19 protein-coding genes and 2 pseudogenes are annotated in these 20,405 nt (G+C 52.3%); 7 read left to right on the top strand and 14 right to left on the bottom strand.

What is annotated here, in order from left to right:
• Positions 1–195: 195 nt before the first annotated feature.
• Genes Q9451_RS05550 through Q9451_RS05515 form a run of 8 tightly spaced genes read right to left on the bottom strand, consistent with a single transcriptional unit; the run spans position 196 to position 8,146 of the window.
• Positions 196–1,197: a septal ring lytic transglycosylase RlpA family protein gene (locus Q9451_RS05550; RefSeq protein WP_012274374.1), complete on the bottom strand. Its 1,002-nt coding sequence runs from the start codon at positions 1,195–1,197 to the stop codon at positions 196–198.
• Positions 1,197–2,207 (bottom strand): lytic murein transglycosylase B, encoded by a 1,011-nt coding sequence (gene mltB, locus Q9451_RS05545; RefSeq protein ID WP_345960891.1) that lies wholly within the window; start codon positions 2,205–2,207, stop codon positions 1,197–1,199. The genes Q9451_RS05550 and mltB overlap by 1 nt, the downstream gene beginning before the upstream one ends.
• A gap of 17 nt (positions 2,208–2,224) precedes the next feature.
• The gene (gene rodA / locus Q9451_RS05540; RefSeq protein ID WP_049773313.1) at positions 2,225–3,328 is read right to left on the bottom strand and encodes a rod shape-determining protein RodA; all 1,104 of its coding nucleotides are present in this window, start codon (positions 3,326–3,328) and stop codon (positions 2,225–2,227) included.
• A 38-nt stretch (positions 3,329–3,366) separates the two neighbouring features.
• Entirely contained in the window at positions 3,367–5,256 is a 1,890-nt protein-coding gene (gene mrdA, locus Q9451_RS05535) for a penicillin-binding protein 2 (protein WP_012274377.1), read from the bottom strand.
• 16 nt (positions 5,257–5,272) lie between these two features.
• The gene (rlmH, locus tag Q9451_RS05530) at positions 5,273–5,740 is read right to left on the bottom strand and encodes a 23S rRNA (pseudouridine(1915)-N(3))-methyltransferase RlmH (RefSeq protein ID WP_012274378.1); all 468 of its coding nucleotides are present in this window, start codon (positions 5,738–5,740) and stop codon (positions 5,273–5,275) included.
• Positions 5,741–5,750: 10 nt separating this feature from the next.
• On the bottom strand, positions 5,751–6,170 hold the full coding sequence (gene rsfS / locus Q9451_RS05525; protein ID WP_009685825.1) for a ribosome silencing factor: 420 nt from the start codon (positions 6,168–6,170) through the stop codon (positions 5,751–5,753).
• 43 nt (positions 6,171–6,213) lie between these two features.
• Positions 6,214–6,873 (bottom strand): nicotinate-nucleotide adenylyltransferase, encoded by a 660-nt coding sequence (nadD, locus tag Q9451_RS05520; protein WP_012274379.1) that lies wholly within the window; start codon positions 6,871–6,873, stop codon positions 6,214–6,216.
• A 1-nt stretch (position 6,874) separates the two neighbouring features.
• Complete coding sequence (locus Q9451_RS05515; RefSeq protein ID WP_060493402.1) at positions 6,875–8,146, bottom strand: glutamate-5-semialdehyde dehydrogenase; 1,272 nt, start codon at positions 8,144–8,146, stop codon at positions 6,875–6,877.
• Positions 8,147–8,440: 294 nt separating this feature from the next.
• Between Q9451_RS05515 and Q9451_RS05510 the strand changes: the two are divergent.
• From Q9451_RS05510 to Q9451_RS05490, 5 genes and pseudogenes are all read left to right on the top strand, one after another.
• Positions 8,441–8,731 (top strand): annotated as a pseudogene (locus Q9451_RS05510) (DNA-3-methyladenine glycosylase); the annotation flags it as partial.
• A gap of 724 nt (positions 8,732–9,455) precedes the next feature.
• The gene (locus tag Q9451_RS05505; protein ID WP_131727727.1) at positions 9,456–9,689 is read left to right on the top strand and encodes a hypothetical protein; all 234 of its coding nucleotides are present in this window, start codon (positions 9,456–9,458) and stop codon (positions 9,687–9,689) included.
• Positions 9,690–9,896: 207 nt separating this feature from the next.
• The gene (locus Q9451_RS05500; RefSeq protein ID WP_060498522.1) at positions 9,897–11,480 is read left to right on the top strand and encodes a replication endonuclease; all 1,584 of its coding nucleotides are present in this window, start codon (positions 9,897–9,899) and stop codon (positions 11,478–11,480) included.
• Between the two features lie 407 nt (positions 11,481–11,887).
• On the top strand, positions 11,888–12,100 hold the full coding sequence (locus tag Q9451_RS05495; protein WP_156342111.1) for a hypothetical protein: 213 nt from the start codon (positions 11,888–11,890) through the stop codon (positions 12,098–12,100).
• Between the two features lie 7 nt (positions 12,101–12,107).
• Positions 12,108–12,605 carry a hypothetical protein gene (locus Q9451_RS05490; RefSeq protein WP_131727726.1) on the top strand — a complete coding sequence of 166 codons (498 nt, stop codon included), beginning with the start codon at positions 12,108–12,110 and terminating at the stop codon, positions 12,603–12,605.
• Positions 12,606–12,650: 45 nt separating this feature from the next.
• On the opposite strand, the gene Q9451_RS05485 is transcribed toward Q9451_RS05490, so the two are convergent.
• The 3 genes from Q9451_RS05485 to Q9451_RS05475 all read right to left on the bottom strand — a co-directional run bounded on the left by Q9451_RS05485 (position 12,651) and on the right by Q9451_RS05475 (position 16,894).
• Positions 12,651–14,480, bottom strand: coding sequence for a relaxase/mobilization nuclease domain-containing protein (locus tag Q9451_RS05485; RefSeq protein ID WP_345960890.1), 1,830 nt, complete (start codon positions 14,478–14,480; stop codon positions 12,651–12,653).
• Positions 14,481–14,511: 31 nt separating this feature from the next.
• Entirely contained in the window at positions 14,512–14,874 is a 363-nt protein-coding gene (mobC, locus tag Q9451_RS05480; RefSeq protein WP_160290982.1) for a plasmid mobilization relaxosome protein MobC, read from the bottom strand.
• Between the two features lie 376 nt (positions 14,875–15,250).
• Positions 15,251–16,894 (bottom strand): recombinase family protein, encoded by a 1,644-nt coding sequence (locus tag Q9451_RS05475; RefSeq protein ID WP_345960889.1) that lies wholly within the window; start codon positions 16,892–16,894, stop codon positions 15,251–15,253.
• Between the two features lie 47 nt (positions 16,895–16,941).
• On the opposite strand from Q9451_RS05475, the pseudogene Q9451_RS05470 reads away from it, so the two are divergent.
• Positions 16,942–17,331: pseudogene (locus Q9451_RS05470) on the top strand (DNA-3-methyladenine glycosylase); the annotation flags it as partial.
• Positions 17,332–17,333: 2 nt separating this feature from the next.
• A complete protein-coding gene (locus Q9451_RS05465; RefSeq protein WP_012274382.1) occupies positions 17,334–18,650 on the top strand; it encodes a bifunctional DedA family/phosphatase PAP2 family protein in 1,317 nt (438 codons plus the stop codon).
• A gap of 65 nt (positions 18,651–18,715) precedes the next feature.
• Here Q9451_RS05465 and Q9451_RS05460 read toward each other — a convergent pair whose 3' ends face one another.
• The 3 genes from Q9451_RS05460 to Q9451_RS05450 are packed head-to-tail and all read right to left on the bottom strand — an operon-like array spanning position 18,716 to position 20,391.
• Complete coding sequence (locus Q9451_RS05460) at positions 18,716–19,306, bottom strand: LON peptidase substrate-binding domain-containing protein (protein ID WP_012274383.1); 591 nt, start codon at positions 19,304–19,306, stop codon at positions 18,716–18,718.
• A 9-nt stretch (positions 19,307–19,315) separates the two neighbouring features.
• Positions 19,316–20,032 (bottom strand): LrgB family protein, encoded by a 717-nt coding sequence (locus tag Q9451_RS05455; RefSeq protein WP_012274384.1) that lies wholly within the window; start codon positions 20,030–20,032, stop codon positions 19,316–19,318.
• A complete protein-coding gene (locus tag Q9451_RS05450; RefSeq protein ID WP_012274385.1) occupies positions 20,029–20,391 on the bottom strand; it encodes a CidA/LrgA family protein in 363 nt (120 codons plus the stop codon). Before Q9451_RS05450 ends, Q9451_RS05455 begins: the two co-directional genes overlap by 4 nt.
• Positions 20,392–20,405 lie beyond the last annotated feature (14 nt).

Genomic DNA, 20,405 nt, shown 5'->3' with positions numbered 1-20,405 from the left:
GAGATGTTCCCTGGGCAAGATCATGTGCCCAGCGCCAGTCAGTCTAGTTTTATGGCCGGTGGCCTGGCCCGCGAACGTGCGGCTTTATGTCGCTGCGGGCAAAAGCCGTCATTGTACATGGGCGCGCCCGGCAATTCATGACAAAACCGACAGTTTGGAGTTGCCCTGCGGGACCGGGCAAGCCCGCTTCCACAGTCAGTCAGCTGTGACCAGCTTGGCCTGCCCCAAGTTCGCCAGGCGGATGCTGTCTTGTGCTTGCTGGATCTCACCTTGGCTGCCAATCGGCCCCAGGCGCACGCGGTGCAGGGTCTGCTGGTTTCGCACGATCGAGCTGATGAACACCGGCGCGCTGACCATGGTGCTGAGCTTGGAGCGCAGCAACTCGGCAGCGTCCGGGTTGGCGAAAGCGCCTACCTGCAGGAAGCTGCCGCCGTTGCCGCCGGGTACATTGTTGCCACCTACCTGAACCGGCACCACCGGCGCCGCATGCTGCTGTGGCGGCGGGGTCCATTGCTCGACGCGCCCGGTGCTGGCCGGGATCGCTTGGGTCTGCGCCACTTGTGGCTCTTTCAGCACCATCGGCGGCGTCTGGCCACGCTGGGCCCACCACTGCTGCGGGTCGATACCCTCGACGCGCACGTGCGCGGTGCCGATCTCCGCATAGCCGAGCTTTTTCGCCGCGGCATAGGACAGGTCGATGATGCGGTCGGAATAGAACGGGCCACGGTCGTTCACCCGCAGGATCACGCTACGGCCGTTGGCCAGGTTGGTCACCCGCACATAGGCCGGCAGCGGCAGGGTCTTGTGCGCCGCGCTCATGCCATACAGGTCGTACAGCTCGCCGTTAGCGGTGTTTTGCCCGTGGAACTTGGTGCCATACCACGACGCCGTGCCCTCGGCGCGGTAGTTGCGCGAGTCCTGCATCGGGTAGTACGTCTTGCCCAGCACCGTGTACGGGTTGGCCTTGTAGTTGCCGGTATGCACGGTCGGCGTGGCATCGGGGATCTTGTTCACATCCACGTCCCACCACGGTGCGCCGTCCTTGTGCGCCCGGTTGATGTCCAGGCCCGGCTGGCTGCGCACGACATTGCCACTGCTTTGCTGGGTCGGACGGCTGGAAGAGCAACTGGCCAGCGCCACGCCGACGGCGAGGCAGGTGAACAGCTTGAAAGCGTTGCCAGAGATGATTGCACGCATTACTTGACGCCCCGTACTTGAACCAGCTGTTCCGCGAGCTGATGCACCGCCATGGCATACATCACGCTGCGGTTGTAGCGAGTGATCGCATAGAAGTTCTTCAGGCCCATCCAGTACTCGGGGCCGTTGTCGCCCTCGAGACGGAAGGCGGTAACCGGCAGATCATCGCGCAGCGAATCATGAACCGACCAGCCAAGCCCGCGCAACTCCCCTACCGTTTTCACCGGCTCGATGCCTGTAGTCAAGCCTTCGTCTGCGCGCTCACCTTCGATCCAGGCACGGCTGACCACACCCTCACCAGCCACCCAGCCGTGGCGCTTGAAGTAGCTGGCCACGCTGCCGATGGCATCGTCCGGGTTGTTCCAGATATTGATATGACCGTCGCCGTCGAAGTCCACCGCGTAGTTGCGAAAACTGCTTGGCATGAACTGCGGCAAGCCCATGGCGCCGGCGTACGAGCCCTTGAGCATCAAGGGGTCGAGCTGTTCCTCACGCGCCAGCAGCAGGAACTCGCGCAGCTCCTTGCGGAAGAATTCGGCCCGTGGCGGGTAGTCGAAGCCCAAGGTCGACAGGGCGTCGATCACGCGGTAGTTGCCGGTATTGCGGCCGAAGAAGGTTTCCACGCCGATGATCGCGACAATGTACTGCGCCGGTACGCCGTATTCCTGCTCGGCACGCGCCAATACCGCCTCATGCTGGCGCCAGAAATCTACACCGCGGGCAATGCGCGCATCGGTGAGGAACATCGGCCGGTAGTCCTTCCACGGTTTTACCCGTTCGGCCGGGCGCGAAATGGCGTCGAGGATCGACTGCTTGCGCTGTACCTCACGGAACACGCCCATCAGTTGCTCAGGGGCAAAACCATAGTCGCGGCTCATTTCGCCAACGAACTCGGTTACCTGCGGCGAGCCCTCGTAATCACCGGCATGGGCCAGCTGTACAGCGCCGAACAGGCCCACCGCACCGATCCACGGCGCACAACGGGCAGCCCAGTTACGCACTGCTTGCATGAAATTGTTCACCTTATTCAAACCTGCGCGATCCATTTGCGGTGCGTATGGATCGACATCAGAACGCCAAACGCTGAAAGCAGCGTCACCAACGATGTTCCGCCATAACTGATGAAAGGCAGCGGCACGCCCACCACGGGCAGAAGGCCGCTGACCATTCCGATATTGACGAACACGTATACAAAGAAGGTCATGGTCAGGCTGCCCGCAAGCAGCTTGCCAAACAGGGTCTGTGCCTGGGCGGTGATCATCAGGCCACGGCCGATCAGCAGCAGGTAGACGATCAACAGCAGGCAGATACCGACCAGGCCGAATTCCTCACCAAGCACGGCGATGATGAAGTCGGTGTGGCTTTCCGGCAGGAAGTCCAGGTGCGACTGAGTGCCGAGCAGCCAGCCCTTGCCGAACACGCCGCCCGAGCCGATCGCCGCCTTGGACTGGATGATGTTCCAACCGGTGCCCAACGGGTCGCTTTCCGGGTCGAGGAAGGTCAGCACCCGCTGCTTCTGGTAGTCGTGCATGACGAAGAACCACATCGCCACCGCCACCGGCACCGTCGCGGCCAGCACGCTGAGGATCCAGCGCCAGCGCAGGCCACCCATGAACAGCACGAAGGCGCCGGAGGCGAGAATCAGCAAGGCTGTGCCCAGGTCGGGCTGACGCACGATCAGGATGAACGGCACGCCAATCAGCACCAGGCTGATTGCCACGTGCTTCAAATGCGGCGGCAAGGTGCGTTTGGACAGGTACCAGGCGATGGTCGCCGGCATGATGATCTTCATGAACTCCGAGGGCTGGAAGCGAATCACCCCGGGGATGTTGATCCAGCGCGTGGCGCCCATGGCGTTGTGGCCCATCACGTCCACCACTACCAGCAACAGCACCCCGGCCAGGTAGGCCAGCGGCACCCAGCGGGCCATGAAGCGCGGCTCCAGCTGGGCGATGACGAACATCGACACCAGGCCGATGCCGAACGAGGTGGCCTGCTTGAGCAGCAGGTCCCAGTTCTTGCCACTGGCCGAGTAAAGGACGAACAGGCTGCCAGCCGCAAGGGTCAGCAGAATGATCAGCAGGGGGCCGTCGACATGGATGCGCTGCAGAAAGCTGGCGCGCCGACGCATCACATCCTCGCTGGAGAGCATGCGATCGAAATTGTTCATCACAGAGGCGATTCCTGGGTAACGGTGGCAGGCGCGAACTCGGGCTTGAGCCGGCCATTTTCATCGAGCAGCCAGGCGTCCATGATCTGGCGTACCACCGGCGCGGCGACGCCAGAGCCGGACTCACCGTTCTCGACCATTACCGACACCACGATTTTCGGGGCCTCGGCCGGGGCAAAGGCGACGAACAGCGCGTGGTCGCGGTGGCGCTCCTGGAGCTTGTTGCGGTCGTACTTTTCGCCCTGCTTGATCGCCACCACCTGGGCGGTACCGCTCTTGCCGGCAATGCGGTACTGAGCACCGGCGGCGGCCTTGCGCGCGGTACCACGGGCGTTGTGCATCACCTGCTCCATGCCATGGGTGACCTTGGCCCAGTCGGACTTGTCACGCAGCACGATGTCTTCCATCGGGTTGTCGTCCACCGGTGCCTGGCCTTCGATGGTCTTGGCCAGGTGCGGGCGGTTCCACACGCCTTTGTTGGCGATCAATGCAGTGGCCTGGGCCAGTTGCAGCGGCGTGGCCTGCATGTAGCCCTGGCCGATGCCGAGAATCAGGGTTTCGCCGGGGAACCAGGCCTGGCGACGGGTAGCACGCTTCCATTCGCGCGAAGGCATCAACCCGGCGGACTCCTCGAACATGTCGAGGGAAACCCGCTGGCCGATGCCGAACTTGTTCATGTAGCTGGACAGCCGATCGATGCCCATCTTGTGCGCAAGGTCGTAGAAGTAGGTGTCGTTGGACCGCATGATGGCGGTGTCCAGGTCGACCCAGCCATCACCGGAACGGTTCCAGTTACGGTATTTGTGATCGTAGTTGGGCAACTGGTAGTAGCCCGGGTCGAACACCCGGCTGCCCGCATTGACCACACCACTGTCCAGGCCAGCAATGGCCACCGCCGGCTTGATGGTCGAACCCGGTGGGTACAGGCCGCGCAGCACGCGGTTGAACAGCGGCCGGTCTATCGAGTCGCGCAGTTCGGCATAGGCCTTGAAGCTGATGCCGGTAACGAACAGGTTGGGGTCGAAGCTTGGCTGGCTGACCATCGCCAGCACCTCGCCGGTCCGAGGGTCGAGCGCCACCACCGCGCCGCGTCGGCCACCCAGGGCAGCCTCGGCAGCCTCCTGCAGCTTGATGTCCAGGCTCAGCACAATGTCCTTGCCCGGTTTAGGGTCGGTACGCTTGAGCACCCGCAGCACACGGCCACGGGCGTTGGTCTCGACTTCCTCGTAACCCACCTGGCCGTGCAGGGCATCTTCGTAGAAACGCTCGATGCCCGTCTTGCCGATATGGTGGGTGCCGCTGTAGTTCACCGGGTCGAGCGTTTTCAGCTCTTTCTCGTTAATCCGCCCTACATACCCCACCGAATGGGCGAAATGCGCGCCCTGCGGGTAATGCCGCACCAACTGGGCCACCACTTCCACGCCCGGCAGGCGGAACTGGTTTACCGCCACCCGGGCGATCTGCTCTTCGTTGAGCTCGAACAGAATCGGCACCGGCTCGAACGGCCGGCGGCCCTGGCGCATGCGCTTCTCGAACAGGGCGCGGTCGTCGTCGGTCAGCTCCAGCACTTCAACGATGGTATCCAGCACTTCCTGCCAGTTACCCGCGCGTTCGCGGGTCATCGACAGGCTGAAGCTGGGCCGGTTATCGGCGACGATCACCCCATTGCGGTCGAAGATCAGCCCGCGGGTCGGCGGGATCGGCTGCACGTGCACCCGATTGTTTTCCGACAGCGTGGAGTGGTAGTCGTACTGGATGATCTGCAGGTAGTACAGCCGCGCAATCAGCACGCAAATAAGCAGCATGATCGCCACCGCGCCGACCACGACGCGGTTGCGCACCAGGCGGGCGTCTTTCTCGTGGTCCTTGAGACGGATCGGCTGCGACATCGGACTGCTTACAGGCTCATTTGTGGTAAGGGTGCCCGGACAGCACGGTCCAGGCGCGGTAGATCTGCTCGCCGATGAGTATCCTTACCAACGGGTGCGGCAACGTCAGCGGCGACAGCGACCAACGTTGCTCGGCGCGCGCGCAAACCTCGGGCGCCAGGCCTTCCGGGCCACCCACCATCAAATTCACCGTGCGCGCATCCAGGCGCCAGCGGTCCAGCTCGGTGGCCAGCTGCTCGGTACTCCAGGGCTTGCCATGGACCTCGAGGGTGACAATGCGTTCCCCAGGCTGCACCTTGCTCAGCATGGCTTCGCCCTCCTGACGGATCAGGCGAGCGACGTCGGCATTCTTGCCACGGGTATTCAGCGGGATTTCCACCAGCTCCAGCGACAGCTCGGTGGGCAGGCGCTTGGCATATTCATGCCAGCCTTCCTCGACCCACTTGGGCATGCGCGAGCCGACCGCAATCAGGCGCAGACGCACAGCGCTTTCCTTATTCGCGGTCTTTGAGCTTGTCGGAGTACTCGTGAGCATGGTCCGGGCTGTGGTGCTTGCCATCGGCGGCACGGCTTTGCTCGGCACCCTGCCACAGACGCTCCAGGTCGTAGAACTGACGGGCAGCGGCGGTCATCATGTGCACGATGACGTCGTTCAGGTCCAGCAGCACCCAGTCGCTGTCGCCTTTGCCTTCTTCACCCAGTGGCTGGGCGCCCTTGGCCTTGACCGCTTCACGGACCTTTTCGGCCATCGCGTTGATCTGGCGGTTGGAGGTACCGGTGGCAATGATCATGTAGTCGGTCAGGCTGTGCTTTTCGCGCACGTCGATGACCTGGATGTCCTGGGCCTTGACGTCTTCCAGCGCTGCCTTGGTCACTGCGACCAGTTCTTCGCCGTAAATTTTCTGCTTGGTCATATAAAACTCGTTCAACTCGTTGGATGAGGCGCCAGAGGCACCGTCAGTTGGGCGCACGATACAGTTCGTGCGCCTCGATATAGGCCAGTACGGCGTCCGGCACCAGGAACCTCACCGATTTGCCGCTGGCCAGCAGCTGTCGGATCTGTGTAGCCGACACCGCAAGCGGCGTCTGCCAGACGAACGAAATATTTCCCGCCGGGCCGGACATGGCGGTGGGATCGCTCTCCGAGCGCGCAGCCAGCAGGTTGCGCAGCTCGTCAGGGGGTTCTACGTCGGCATCCGGGCGTTGCAGCACCAGGATGTGACAGTGTTGCAGCAACTCTTCCCAGCGGTGCCAGGCAGGCAGGCCACAAAAGGCATCCCAGCCCAGCACCAGGAACAGCTGGTCGTTGCCGGCCAGTTCGGCTCGGATCGATTCCAGCGTATCGATGGTGTACGACGGCTTGTCGCGCTCCAGCTCGCGGGCGTCGACGCTCAGGCAAGCAACGCCCTGCACCGCTTCACGCACCATGGCCAGGCGATCCTGCGCGGCCACCTGTGGCGTGTCGCGGTGTGGCGGCCGGGCATTGGGCAACAGGCGCAACTCATCCAGCCCCATGAGCTCGGCCACTTCCAGCGCGCTGCGCAGGTGGCCGATATGCACGGGGTCGAAGGTGCCGCCTAGAATGCCGATGCGCCGGACTGCCTGGGCCTTGCTCAACTCAGCAGGTCCCCTGGCCGCGCAGCTGGCCGTCACCGATTACCACGTACTTCTCGCAGGTCAGGCCTTCCAGGCCGACCGGGCCACGGGCATGCAGCTTGTCGGTGGAAATACCGATTTCCGCGCCCAGGCCGTACTCGAAGCCGTCGGCAAAGCAGGTCGGGGTGTTGAGCATGACCGACGCCGAATCGACTTCAGCCATGAACTGGCGGGCTTCACCCTGGTGTTCGCTGATGATCGAGTCGGTGTGGTGCGAGCCATAGTGGTTGATGTGCTCGATGGCCTGGTCCAGGCCATCGACGACGCGGATCGACAGGATCGCGTCCAGGTACTCGGTGTGCCAGTCGTCTTCAGTGGCCGGTTTGGCCTCGACCAGCGCGCGAGTACGCTCGCAGCCACGCAGCTCCACGCCCTTCTCCTGGAAGCGGCGGGCCATTTCCGGCAGGAAGCGCTCCGCCACCCGCTGGTCGACCAGCAGGGTTTCCATGGCCCCGCAAATGCCGTAGCGGTAGGTCTTGGCGTTGAAGGCCACATTCCAGGCCTTGTCCAGGTCGGCATGCTGGCTGACATAAACGTGGCAGATGCCGTCCAGGTGCTTGATCACCGGTACGCGGGCATCGCGGCTGATGCGTTCGATCAGGCCACGGCCGCCGCGCGGCACGATGACATCGACGAATTGCGGCATGCTGATCAGCGCGCCCACGGCTTCGCGGTCAGTGGTCTCGACCACCTGCACCACGGCTGCCGGCAAGCCGGCTTCGGCCAGGCCACGCTGGATGCAGGTGGCAATGGCGCGGTTGGAATGGATGGCTTCGGAGCCGCCACGCAGGATGGTCGCGTTACCCGACTTCAGGCACAGGCTGGCGGCATCGATGGTCACGTTCGGGCGCGACTCGTAGATGATCCCGATCACCCCCAGCGGCGTGCGCATTTTGCCGACCTGAATACCCGATGGGCGGTAGCTCATGTCGCGGATGGCACCGACCGGGTCCGGCAGGCTGGCCACCTGGCGCAGGCCGGTGATCATGCCGTCGATGCGTGCCGGGGTCAGCGCCAGGCGGTCGAGCAGCGCTGGCTCCAGGCCATTGGCGCGGCCAGCGGCCAGGTCCAGCTCATTGGCAGCAGTGAGCTCGGCACGGGCGGCGTCCAGCGCATCGGCGGCGGCTTGCAGGGCGCGGTTCTTCTGCGCGGTGCTGGCACGGCCGATCACCCGGGAAGCCTCACGGGCGGCGCGACCCAGGCGGGTCATATAGTCAAGAACGGACTCAGTCATGGGTTCGGTGTCTTGGCGAAGGGGAAATCGGCTGATTATAACTGCCGCGCAGGTGTACGCCCAGCGGCGGGTGGCGGATGGTAGAAAATGGCTGGGGCAATGGACGGGAAAGATGTAACCAGGGTTATCGAAAAATTCACCACCCGTTGTGGCCTTTTCGCGGGCACGCCCACGCCCACAGGGCTTTCATAAGGCCTGCCCCCTTACAACGACACTGCCAACATCACGATCGATTCAGCCTCGATTAAGCCATTCATTGCTATCATCCCGCCTCCCCAGCCACGAACCGTCCGCATGCCAGCCCTGCCCGACAGCTTTTTCGACCGTGATGCCCAAACCGTGGCCAAGGGCCTGCTCGGCAAGGTTATCCGCCATCGCCACGGCGACCTGTGGCTGGCTGCGCGCATCATCGAGACCGAGGCCTACTACCTCACCGACAAAGGCAGCCACGCCTCGCTCGGTTACACCGAAAAGCGCAAGGCGCTGTTCCTTGATGGCGGGCATATCTACATGTACTACGCCCGCGGCGGCGACTCGCTGAACTTCAGCGCTCACGGGCCGGGTAACGCGGTGCTGATCAAGTCGTCCATATTTTACCTGTAGGAATCGTCTGCATTCGCCGCCATTTTACTCAAGGTCGATTTTTGTGGTTGAACTTGTTCAAGCATGAAAATTGAGCACATATAAAATTTTATATAAAAGCACCGATTAAGGTCGAACGCTAATTTTTAAATTTTGACAATTACTATCCAACCTTAAATATATTTTCAATTTGCTATTGACACGATATTTAGTTGATTTTAAGCCATTTATTGACTGCCCTCAAAACTTAAAACTCAAAAAAAGTTCATAAAAAAAGAAAATAACGTCGAACTTAATTTTCAATGAACTAACGGAATCGGACAAAATACGCTACGTTTTTATTATCGGTATTGTTATACACGAAAGAAATTTCAAGCTCTAAAAAGGGCTATTTTATGAATTTTAATTTTTAGAAAAATTACTAGCCTTGATGACTTTTGAAGCACCAAATTCTTTTGAGGCTCGGGGACATATCCCCGAACCAAAGAACAGTTATAAAATTGACTTTCAGGAATGTTACTAAACATCGACGCCATGGTTTTAATTAGCGAACAAAGTTCGCAATACCCAGATGCTTTTGACTTTGATGCTTTTGAATATTACTTATAGTTACATGCGATTTGATTTTTTATAAAAAAATGCTATATTGATAGCAAGGCAATATATATATAACAATATGAGAAGAAAAGCAGTAATTGACAGATTGATAAATGAAAAAGAGAGATTGATGCAGGATAATCCACAACTGAAATTTTACGAAAGACAAAAAGGTTTGCTTTTTAATGTGAAGCCGCAAGATATTGATACTGCGGGATATTGGAGATTAAATAATAGAAAAGTAAAGGCTAATGCCAAGCCTATTGCTTATGTTGTTAGTGGAAGGGGTGGAACACGAAACGGAACGAAATTTTTAACGCATTTCGTTGCTGCATATCACATAACCCAAACAGAAATAATTTAAACAAACCAGCAAAATGCTGGTTTTTTTTTGCTTTTGATTTTGATTTTGCTCTCCTTGGATAACTCTTAAATAAGTGTCGCAAGCTGATTTTATGGGATAATTTAACTATTTTGCTTCTTGAAAATATAAGCTGCATTAAATATATACTTCTATTGACAAGATTTTGTCCTGTGGTAAATGTATATATATGAAACCACATTTTAAACTATGATATTTATTCCGCATCGCATAACACTTGAAAATCTCACTGCTAAATTATTCTTTGCAGAATGCGAGGCACAGTATGTTTATGAGCGAGCTATCGAAAAGAAACTGACTTCGAAGGAATATTATCAAAACAAGTTAAACAATTCATCAGAAAGAAACCATAAAGCATTAGTCAAAGAAATACGAAATCTTGAGCAAAAAAAGACTTGGGTTGCAAATTGCGAAGAATATAAATGTTGGAAGATACAGCATAAATATGCTCTCGATGGCGATTTGAACGAAATCGTCAAAAATATCACGTTTGTTTTCAAGAGAATTCAAGAAAATCTCATTATTAAGAAAAGAAATCTCAAAAATGACGAGTGCGGCGAAAACGTGCTCTCACATATAAATCATAACTGGAATATTGGCTACAACATCAAAATTAAAGATATCAAAGGGTCAACTATAAAAGACAAGCTAATCAATATTACTGATGAGAAAAAGCTCAAATCACAAATAAAAAGGATACAAAAGCAACGAAGCGAACTTTCAAAGATGCACTCAGGTTTAATTGGTTCGGGTCAAGCATATGAGATTTGTAGTGATGAAGTTGTTCGCAATAGAGAAACTGACGAACAAAAACAATATGAATACATATTGAGCAAATACGTTGTCTATGCAAACAACAAGAAAATCCCGCTATCAAAAGTAGCAAGCACTGAAAAACAAAGATTTGCTGAGATATATATTCAAGTTATGTCATTAGACGCATACGCAAAGAGACTTGACTACAAGCCTCTTTTCATAACTTTTACCGCTCCGGCAAGGTTTCACCCAATGCCGTCAAAAGGCGTTAGTTCTTGGGATGGTTCAACGCCAAAAGAAAGCAATGACTATTTAAAAGGTTTGTGGAATGCTTTTAGAAAAGACATCCATAGACATAAGATTGAGATGAATGGTTTCTGGGCTGTCGAGCCACACAAAGACCAATGTTTTCACAAGCACGCTTTAATGTATGTAAACAAAAAGCATTTTGACGAATTAGTCATATTGATTAACAAACATTTTAGGCATTCTGAAAATGCCGTTAGAATTGAAGAAATTGACACAAAGAAAAGCAAGGCAACATCATACGTGATGAAATATCTAACTAAGTCATTCAATATGGATTTCGAGTTGAAGGGCGGCGTTCTAAATATAGATAAGTTGGAAATTTCAAATCACAAAAAAGTTAGAGCTGTTCAAGCTTTGTGGGGTGTGCGTAGATATGCAATGTTCGGCGTTAAAAACACGCTTTCATTATGGAGAGAATTAAAAAGAAAACCATTTTTTAAAGGTAAAAATGAAAACCTTGATAAAGCATTCATGTTTATTGAGAAAAACGACTTTATTGGCTTCTCGATGTTTGTTAATGGAAAGCTAAAAATAATGAGGGTCTTCAATGAAATACAAATCATGAAAGATGATTTGCTGGGCGATGTATTTGGAAAAAGTCTAGCAGGTAAATACATAATTGATTTGGTGACTGATGAAGTAATTGATATCAAATCAACTTGCAAGATAGTAGATGTTTCATTGTTTGATACTGCAGCCGGAAAATAAATATATATTTATCTATTGATTATTTATAATCGCATGTTACATTGTAACTAACAAACTGGAGAACAACAATATGAAATTAATACTAGTGGCTAGCGGAAAGAAAGAAGTCTTAAAGTCTATTAAAAAATTTGGCATAGATGGTATGTATGAGAATATTAAGAGCATACACAATGATAGCGAGTGCGACTTATTTTATGATACCGTTGACGGCGAATTTAAAGCCTTGGTAGACCAAAGTAAGGTTCCTTATGAGTATTGGGACAACTGCTTAAAGGTCTAATCAATCTGAACTCTGTCAGCCAGCTAACGCTGGTTTTATTACGCCAACTTAAATAAAAGTATATACATCTATTGACAAGTTGCAATTGCATGATTTAATGGATGTAATACTAGAACAAAGGTGTTATATGAAAAGGAAGGTTAAGGTTTATTTATTGAAATCTGAGCAAGGGCTAATGAATGAGGCATTAGAAATCACAAAGAAAAACGATTTTTCATTAGCAAGTTTTCTAAATGCTTGCATAGAGCAATATGTGAAAAGTTACAGGATTAATGGTTTTGAAACCAACATACATCTTGATGTTGAGATAAAGAAATACAAGAGAACTAATAAGCAATGAGGGATATATGAATGGAGTTAAATACTTAGTAATAGCAATCGCAATAGCAACAACATTTAATGCAAATGCTGAATATATTGTTAAAATCCCAATCGAGCAAGCATCTGGTGGTTTTTTAACTGATGACAGTATCACATTCACAAGACCGAGCGATGTGGGTTCAAATCCTGTCGATCCAGTAACGCCTGAAAATCCTGACAGCTCAAATGAAACTCCAGTTGAAAAAACTGGTGCTGAATTGTGTGATGACAGAGTGCAACCAACGATAAATTTTTTAGCGATGAATTATTCCGAAAGCTCTTACAAATCACATGAATTTAGTGATTTATATGTTGCGATAATTGACCCTGTTCACAGGGACGGTTGCAAGGTTTTTGTCAGTATCCCTAAATCAAAAACTTATTCTTGCGTAAAAAATAATGATTATGCGGAAAGATTAGTCAGTGACCTAAGACAAAAGGGTTTTGATGGCGTATATCTTGAATCGTATGGAGCATGTCAGTAAACAAGAGAACTTGAAAGAATTAACAAATAAAAAGCCCTGATAGGGCTATTTTTTTAACTGTGGCTTTAAGTCAAACGTTACTGCTCTTTTGTTTGCCATATGTGCTTTAAATGCTTGTTCAAGCTGTTTTGCTGCTGCTGGGTCTCTTTCCTTAATTTCATCAAACACTTCATAAAAGTCCTGCCTCAAATCATATTGGCGTTTCACCTCGCCCTTTCTTTCATAGATTAGATTTTGTCTGTCCACGTATCTATGTCCGGCAATATCACTTTTGCTGGTTCCAGTGAAGAGTTTCTTATCAAGTTTTTTCTGTATGCCTTCAAACGCTTCAACAAGTTCATCATCAGAGTATGTTGAATAGTCGCCATCAATCTTGCGACTTTCAGGCTCTGCAAGCGGCTCTGGGGCAATCGGTGTGTAAAGGTCACTCGCAATAGGCTCATCTGGTTTAGGTGTCTCTATGACTTTCGTAGGAGCCTCTGCGACAGGTATAGGGTTGGATAGCTCAAACTCTTTCATCAAGTCATCAATCAAATCATCATTAGTAGGTGCAACCTGTTCTTGTTCAACCTGACTTGTTGGTTCTGTGGCCTTCTCTAGTGCGTTCTCAACGGGTGTAGGCACGACAGGCTCAACTGGTTTAGGTGGCTCTACGGCTTTCTTGGTCTTCCATTTTTGAGCTTGTAATTCATAGTCAGCTTTTCTTTGTTCAAGCTCTTTCAAGTCTTGTTGAGTGGGTTTATATCCTGACAATGTGAAACCTTTATCTTCAAGGTTCATCATCTTGAACTCCATCCACATTTTCTTTTTTGCGTATTCTGGGCCATTCACATAGAGCGGCCCCGGCTTCTTCATGTCAGTTGTTAGGCGTTGAAGTCCAGCTTTTATACTGTCTCTTGATAAGTCTTGAAATGTAACTTTTGAAGGGTCTTTGTGGTATTCAAAAGCCTTCTGGCTGGTAGAGTTTTTAAAGAAGTGCTCCACATTGTTGCCGGATTCTTGATGTGTAAATTTCTTTTCAAGGACGGTTTTGTATTTATTCTTTTTAAGAAAGTCAACATCTTCATTTGTAGAAAGGTTTAATTCATCATTGTATCTACGAGCTTTTTTTGAATAGTGCTCCATCAATTGACTGAATTGGTGCTGCTCTTGAAGCTTGTTTTTTAGTTTCGAGTGTTGAATACCTAACTCACTGGCCTTGAATGTTTGGCCTTCTTTTTCTAATGAATAGGAGTTCTGTCCATTCGGGATAATGTCAAACCCTTGCTTGTGAAGGTTAGCAAGGAAAGCCGTTGTTGTGGTTGCACCAATGAAAGCTTTTTCAATTTGAGACTTGAATTGTTTTTTATGTGATTTGATACCTCTTACTTCAAGAGCTTTTTCGTGGTTGCTCTCTGGTGGTTTTGTTTCTAAGTCAGGGTTTAAAGATTTCCTATTTTCGACTTTAAATAGATTGTGCTTATGTTCAAGCTCAGTCAATTTAGCTTCAATAATTCTGTAATCATCAACTTGATTATATATTTTATTGTTGAAGTCTCTGGGTGCCCATACAAAGTGGACATGGATTTGTTTAGTGTCTGTATGGACAGCAAAAGCGTGCTCACGGTTTAATCCGTGAGTATCTGAATAAAGTTCTTTTGCTATGGCAAGAGCTTGTTCGGGTGTGATTTTGTCGGATGGGTCAAAAGATACCATTTCGTGAAAACTGGTATTTTGCTGCTTGCCTTTGCAAGCCTTATCGAATTTCTTGGCTAGAAACTCTATAAATTCTTGCGTTGTTCCTGTTTGAAGTCTGTTGCTCTCTATAAGGGCTGATTTCTTCAAAGCATATCCAAGGGTGTTTTGTGTTTCTCCTTTTGACTTCTGCGTGCTCAATTTCTCTCTTATCATACTATCCTGCGGCTGTTTATTTTAAAGTGATTTTTTCTTCGTGCTCAACAAGCTTTGAATAAAGTTGGTCAAAGGTTTTTTTGGCATTATTGAACAACTCAATATTTTTCTCTACCAAATCCACTTTCCCCAAATTAATTGCCCTTGCCATTTGATTTAAATTATTTCCCATTTTATTCAAGTCAGCCTCTGCCTTCCCAACATACTCGATAAATCTTTCATTTCTTATCTCGATAACATTGCACCCATTAACTGCTAGATGTTCAATGTACTTCGCCTGACTAATGCCCAGCAAAGCTGCATTAGCAACAATTTTGTCTTTTGCTTCTTTTGAAACTCTGACATTAAATTGCTCACCATTTCTTTTTTTCTTACTCATAGTTGTCCTCGTAATATGTTTATTTTCTGGAATGTCCGAAGACATTTCAGCTACCTGCTTTTGATTTTATTTTCAAACGAAGTGCAGAAAATCGAGCAGGGAAGTAAGTGAAAAATGTCGAAGACTTTTGAACGGTAGGATAAAAACGAAGTTTTTTCCTATACATTCCCATTGCTCGCCTTCTTTTCTCTTGACTTCATATTATTATGCTAACTCAAGTTTAAAAGATTTCAATAGTGTATAGGAACAATAGTTATTGATGGCGTGTCTAGGAAGCTACCTAGGAGACTGCCTAGGACTGGTATAGGAAAGGTATAGGAATAAAAAAGCCACCTAAGAAGGTGGCCGTATTCTGGAAATAAAAGCAGATAGTAAATTAGTTCTTGTGATTCAAAATCTCGTTGATTTCATCATCACGTTGCTTGGTGTTTTCTGTCCTGAACACATTTTGAATAATGCCATTGTTAATGAATCGCTTGGCACCATTTTTGAACATCACACCATAATCATCAAGTTCAAAATCAATGACGATATGTTTGATTATCTCATGCAATATAAGATTGATTTTTGAACGTGCCTCATAGGTGCCATTAACTTTCAATTCATCAATTGCATTATCAATGTTTGAGTTGTAAACATTTAACTGTGAAATTTCAAGCTGAATAGACTTGATTTCAATATCAAGAGATTTAATGTCTATTTCTGCTTGTTTAGCTTGTGCAATCATAAACGAAGGTAAATCACCATCGTTCTCAATAAAGTTGCGTTCAAAGTTTTCAAGCAGTTTTTTCTTTTTCTCAATATCTGCTTGTAAGTTCCTTTGTTGCTTGATTAGGTTTTCAAGTGGATTATTTTCATGTAGAACATCTGCAAGATTGATTTCTTGGATAGCTTTAAGCATTACATTCTCAAAGTCTTCATAACGAAGTCTTTTTGTGATGCACTCTTTAGTGAACTTACCTTTTTTACAAATTAAGTAGTTTACTGGTTTTGGGTTTTTTGCACGTTTATCAATGCCGGGATTGAGCAAATGAATAGGACCATCACAATCGGCACACTTCAATAAACCTGTGAAAAGGTTTGTGAATAGTTTACCTCTGCGTCCTTTTCTGGTTGTGTTTGTAGCAGTGATTTGTTGGCACTGGTCAAATATTTCTTTGCTTATTACTGCTGGGAAATAGTTTTCAATTGGTTCGCCAATAGCTACCAAATCACGTTTTCCTGTATTTTGTTTCTTGGGCTGATACATTCCATATGTTGCTGGATTTCTAATTATTTTTGAGATTGTAGAAGGTTCCCAATACTCAATTCCTTTGAATGTTGGGATGTTCTGTTCATTGAGAATGTTTTTGATTTTCAGGGAACCATTGCCATTTTGGAATAGCTCAAAAATCAATCTTACGGTTTTGGCTTTGTCTTCATTCAAAACATATCGACGACGCTTTACTTGCTTGTTCTTTGTTTCGTCCATTATGTAATATGTTTCTGTATCAATCCAAGCTGGTGCTTGGGCTGTCATAGCAATTTTATGAGTAGCAGCAAGCTCACGTTTAAAAGCCCAATTCTGTAAACCTTTATCGGATTTGACCTGACTTTCTTTATTTGCACGGGATGCGTCAATCGACAATGTAATGATTGAGAAAACGTCAATTTCTTCAAGGATACGTTGTTCTTTATCACTGATAATCGCTAATTTCAAACCTTTTGAAATTATTTGATTAACCTTCATTAAAGCGTCAATTGGGCCACGCCGTGTTAAACGGTCAATGTTTTCTAAAGCAAAAACATCACCCGGTTGGAATTTGTCTTTTTCAAGGTCTTCAAAGAATTTTGTAAGTTCTTTTTGCTCTGTATCGTCCGAAAACGATGAACGTCCAATGTCTTCAAGAATATGACTATCTTCAAGCGATAGCCCATTTTTTCGGGCAAAATCTGCAATCAGGTTCCGCTGGCGTTCCAGCGAGAACCCCTTTAACTGCTCGCTTGTGGACATACGAACGTATGAGATTAGACGCGGCATTGCTTGATACCTGTGAGCCTTGGCGTTACAGGTATTATACGACAGACTTGATCAAGTCTGCCTATCCTTGGCAGGACGCCCTCTCGGGGCCCAACAGCCTGGCGCAGATGCAGCTGAACAACCCCGACGCCAGCGGCAAGCTGCGCCCGGATGAGCGCCTGTGCGCCGGCCAGACCCTGCTGTGCCGGGCCCTGGGCCTGAAAGTACCGCACTGGGACGCCCAGCGTTTCGACGCCGAACGCCTGTACGTCGAGGATTGTGGCAACGCCGTGCCCCGGGTGATCCAGGCCGCCCGCCTGGGCATCCCACACGGGCGCGACGAGCACCTCCCGTACCGCTTCGTCGACGCCGAGTACGCGCGTTTCTGCACGCGGAACCCGTTACGTCGCGGCCAAGTCGAAGGCCGTGACTTCTTCATTCTCGAACAAGGAAGCTGAACATGGGCCAATGGCTCGACAGCCTGACCGGCTGGCTAAGCGCCAACCCCCAGTGGCTTGGTCTGGCGATTTTCCTGATCGCCTGCATTGAATGCCTGGCCATCGCCGGCATCATCGTGCCAGGCACCGTGCTGCTGTTCGCCGTCGCAGTACTGGCCGGCAGCGGCGCATTCACCCTGGGCGAAACCTTGCTGCTGGGCTTTCTAGGTGGCCTGCTGGGCGACGCCTTGTCATACACGGTGGGCAAGTACTTCCACCAGAACATCCGCCGCCTGCCCCTGCTGCGTCACCACCCGGAATGGATCGGCAGCGCCGAAAGCTACTTCCAGCGCTACGGCATTGCCAGCCTGCTGGTAGGCCGCTTCATCGGTCCGCTGCGGCCCATGCTGCCCATGGTCGCCGGCATGTTCGACATGCCACTGCCGCGCTTCATCGCCGTCAGCCTGGTGGCGGGCGCCGGCTGGTCGGTCGCGTATTTACTGCCCGGCTGGGCCACCGGTGCTGCCATGCGCCTGCCTCTGCCAGAAGGCTTCTGGCTGGATGCCGGGATCATCGCCGGTACCCTGGCGGTGCTGATCGGCCTGAGCCTGAACAGTAGCCTGCGTGACCAGCGCCACGGTACTCGGCTGGTGGCCGCCCTCAGTTTCATCGCCCTGGCCGGCGTGTTCCTCGGCTGGCCCTACCTGCATGAGTTCGACCAAGGGGTGATGACACTGGTGCAGGAACATCGCAGCCAGGCCATCGATGGCATTGTGGTCCTGGTGACGCGGCTGGGCGACTTCCGCACCCAACTGTTCCTCGGCGGCCTGCTGACCGGCCTGCTGCTGCTTGCCCGTCAGTGGCGGCATGCGTTTTTCGCCGCCGGCGCACTGATGGGCACGGCGATCGCCAACGGCACCCTGAAATGGCTGTTTGCCCGGGCCCGGCCGGAAGTGTTGACCGACCCGCTGACCAGCTACAGCATGCCCAGCGGGCACAGTTCGGCGTCGTTCGCGTTCTTTCTGGTGATGGCAGTGCTGGCCGGGCGCGGACAGCCGCCACGGATGCGCCTGACCTGGGTGATGCTGGGTTGTATTCCGGCGCTGGCGATTGCCCTGTCACGGGTTTACCTGGGGGCGCACTGGCCGACCGACATCCTGGCTGGGGCCTTGCTGGCATGTTGCGTGTGCGCGCTTAGCCTGACCCTGGTACAGCGCCAGCAGACGCTACCGGCCCTGCCGCTGCGGGTGTGGTGGCTGGTGTTGCCGGCGTGCCTGGCCTTGCTGGCGTTCTTTGCCATGCATGCACTGCCACAGGCTTTGCTCAGGTACCAATATTGAGGTCGCCAGTGCCTGCCCCTTCGGGGAGTACCCGCGAAGGGGCAGGCACAAGCAAAACAGAACCATCAGGCGAATAGCTCACCCTGAATCCGCTCCAGCAGCTTTTGGATCTCCCCCAACCGTAGCTGCGGCGAATCGATTGCCAGCAGATCCAGCTTGTCCTCTTCCATGAACGGCAGCAGGTACGCCAGCTGATTGGCCAACGCCTGGCGCCCATCCACCGGGCGCGGCATGTCCAGCGCCTCGACCATGGGGTGCTCGCCCAACGCCACCAACAGCGCCATCAGGTCGTCATCGGCCTCGAGCAACGGGCTGTCCACTTGCTCCGGCAGCCATTGCACCTGCCCCACCAGCAACTGGTCCTTCTGCACTTCGGTGCTTCCCAGATTGAAGCGTCGCACGCCCTCGACACGGATACCCAGCAAGCCGTTGTCCTGCTGCACGAAGTCGCGAATGACGGCCTCGCAGCCGATCGAGGCCACCACTGGCGGAGCCTTGCCGACCTGCTCCCCTTCAAGGATGCACACCACACCAAAACCTTCGCCCTGCTTCATGCAGCGCCCGATCATGTCCAGGTAGCGCGCCTCGAAAATCTGCAAATCGAGAAAGCAGCCGGGAAACAACACGGTATTGAGCGGAAACAGCGGTAGCGTCATCACAACTCCTCAAGCCACCAGGCTGACTGCCAGCGGCAGGAACACCGCCGTGGCCACGCCCATCAGGCTCATCGCCAGCGCGGCAAAGGCGCCGCATTCGTCACTTTCCTGCAGGGCCACCGAAGTGCCCACCGCGTGTGCAGTCACCCCCAGCGACATGCCGCGCGCCTCGGGGCTGTGCACGCCAAAGCGGCTTAGCAGGGCCGGGCCGAAGATGGCCCCGATTACCCCGGTAATCAGCACGAACACCGCTGCCAGGGCCGCCACACCGCCAATTTGCTCGGCGACCAGCATGGCGATCGGCGAGGTGACCGACTTTGGCGCCATGGTCATCAGGATCATGTGCTCGGCACCGAACCACCAGCCCAGCACCAGGCAACAGAGCGTGGCGAACAGGCCTCCGACTACCAGCGTAGTAAATGTCGGCCAGAACAGCTGGCGGATACGCCGTAGGTTGAGATAGAGCGGTACAGCCAAGGCCACGGTGGCGGGCCCCAGCAGGATGTTCATGATTTCGGTGCTCTTGCGGTATTCCCTGTAATCGATGCCACACAACAGCAGCACACCGATCACCAGCAACATCGATACCAGTACAGGTTGCAGGAAGATCCAGCGGGTTTTCTCGTAGGCTGCCAGCACCACCTGGTAGGCCCCAAGGGTGATGCCGATGCCGAACAACGGGTGATGCACGACCGCATCGAGTGCACCTTGCCAGTCGAGCATCATGGCTGCTCCTCACGCTTGCCCTGGCGATGGATGAGCTTTTGCATCAGCACACCGACGAACACCAGGGTCATCAGACAAGAAATCAGCAAGGCCCCGGCAATCGCCCAGAAGTCGGCGGCAATGTCCTTGGCATACACCATCACCCCCACTGCCGGCGGCACCAGCAACAGCGGCAAGTAGCGCAACAGGCTACTGGCGGCCTCGTTCAGCGGCTTGCCCACCTCGCCGCGAGCCATGAGGAAGAACAGCAGCAACAAAAGGCCGATGATCGGCCCAGGCAAGAACGGCACAAACAGGTGATTGATCGCCGTCCCCAAAAGCTGGAACAGCACCAGCCAGGTCAAACCACGCAACAGCATAAGCATCTCCCTCG

The sequence above is a fragment of the Pseudomonas sp. NY8896 genome, assembly GCF_039634505.1.
This window is presented reverse-complemented; position numbering and strand designations above follow the sequence as displayed.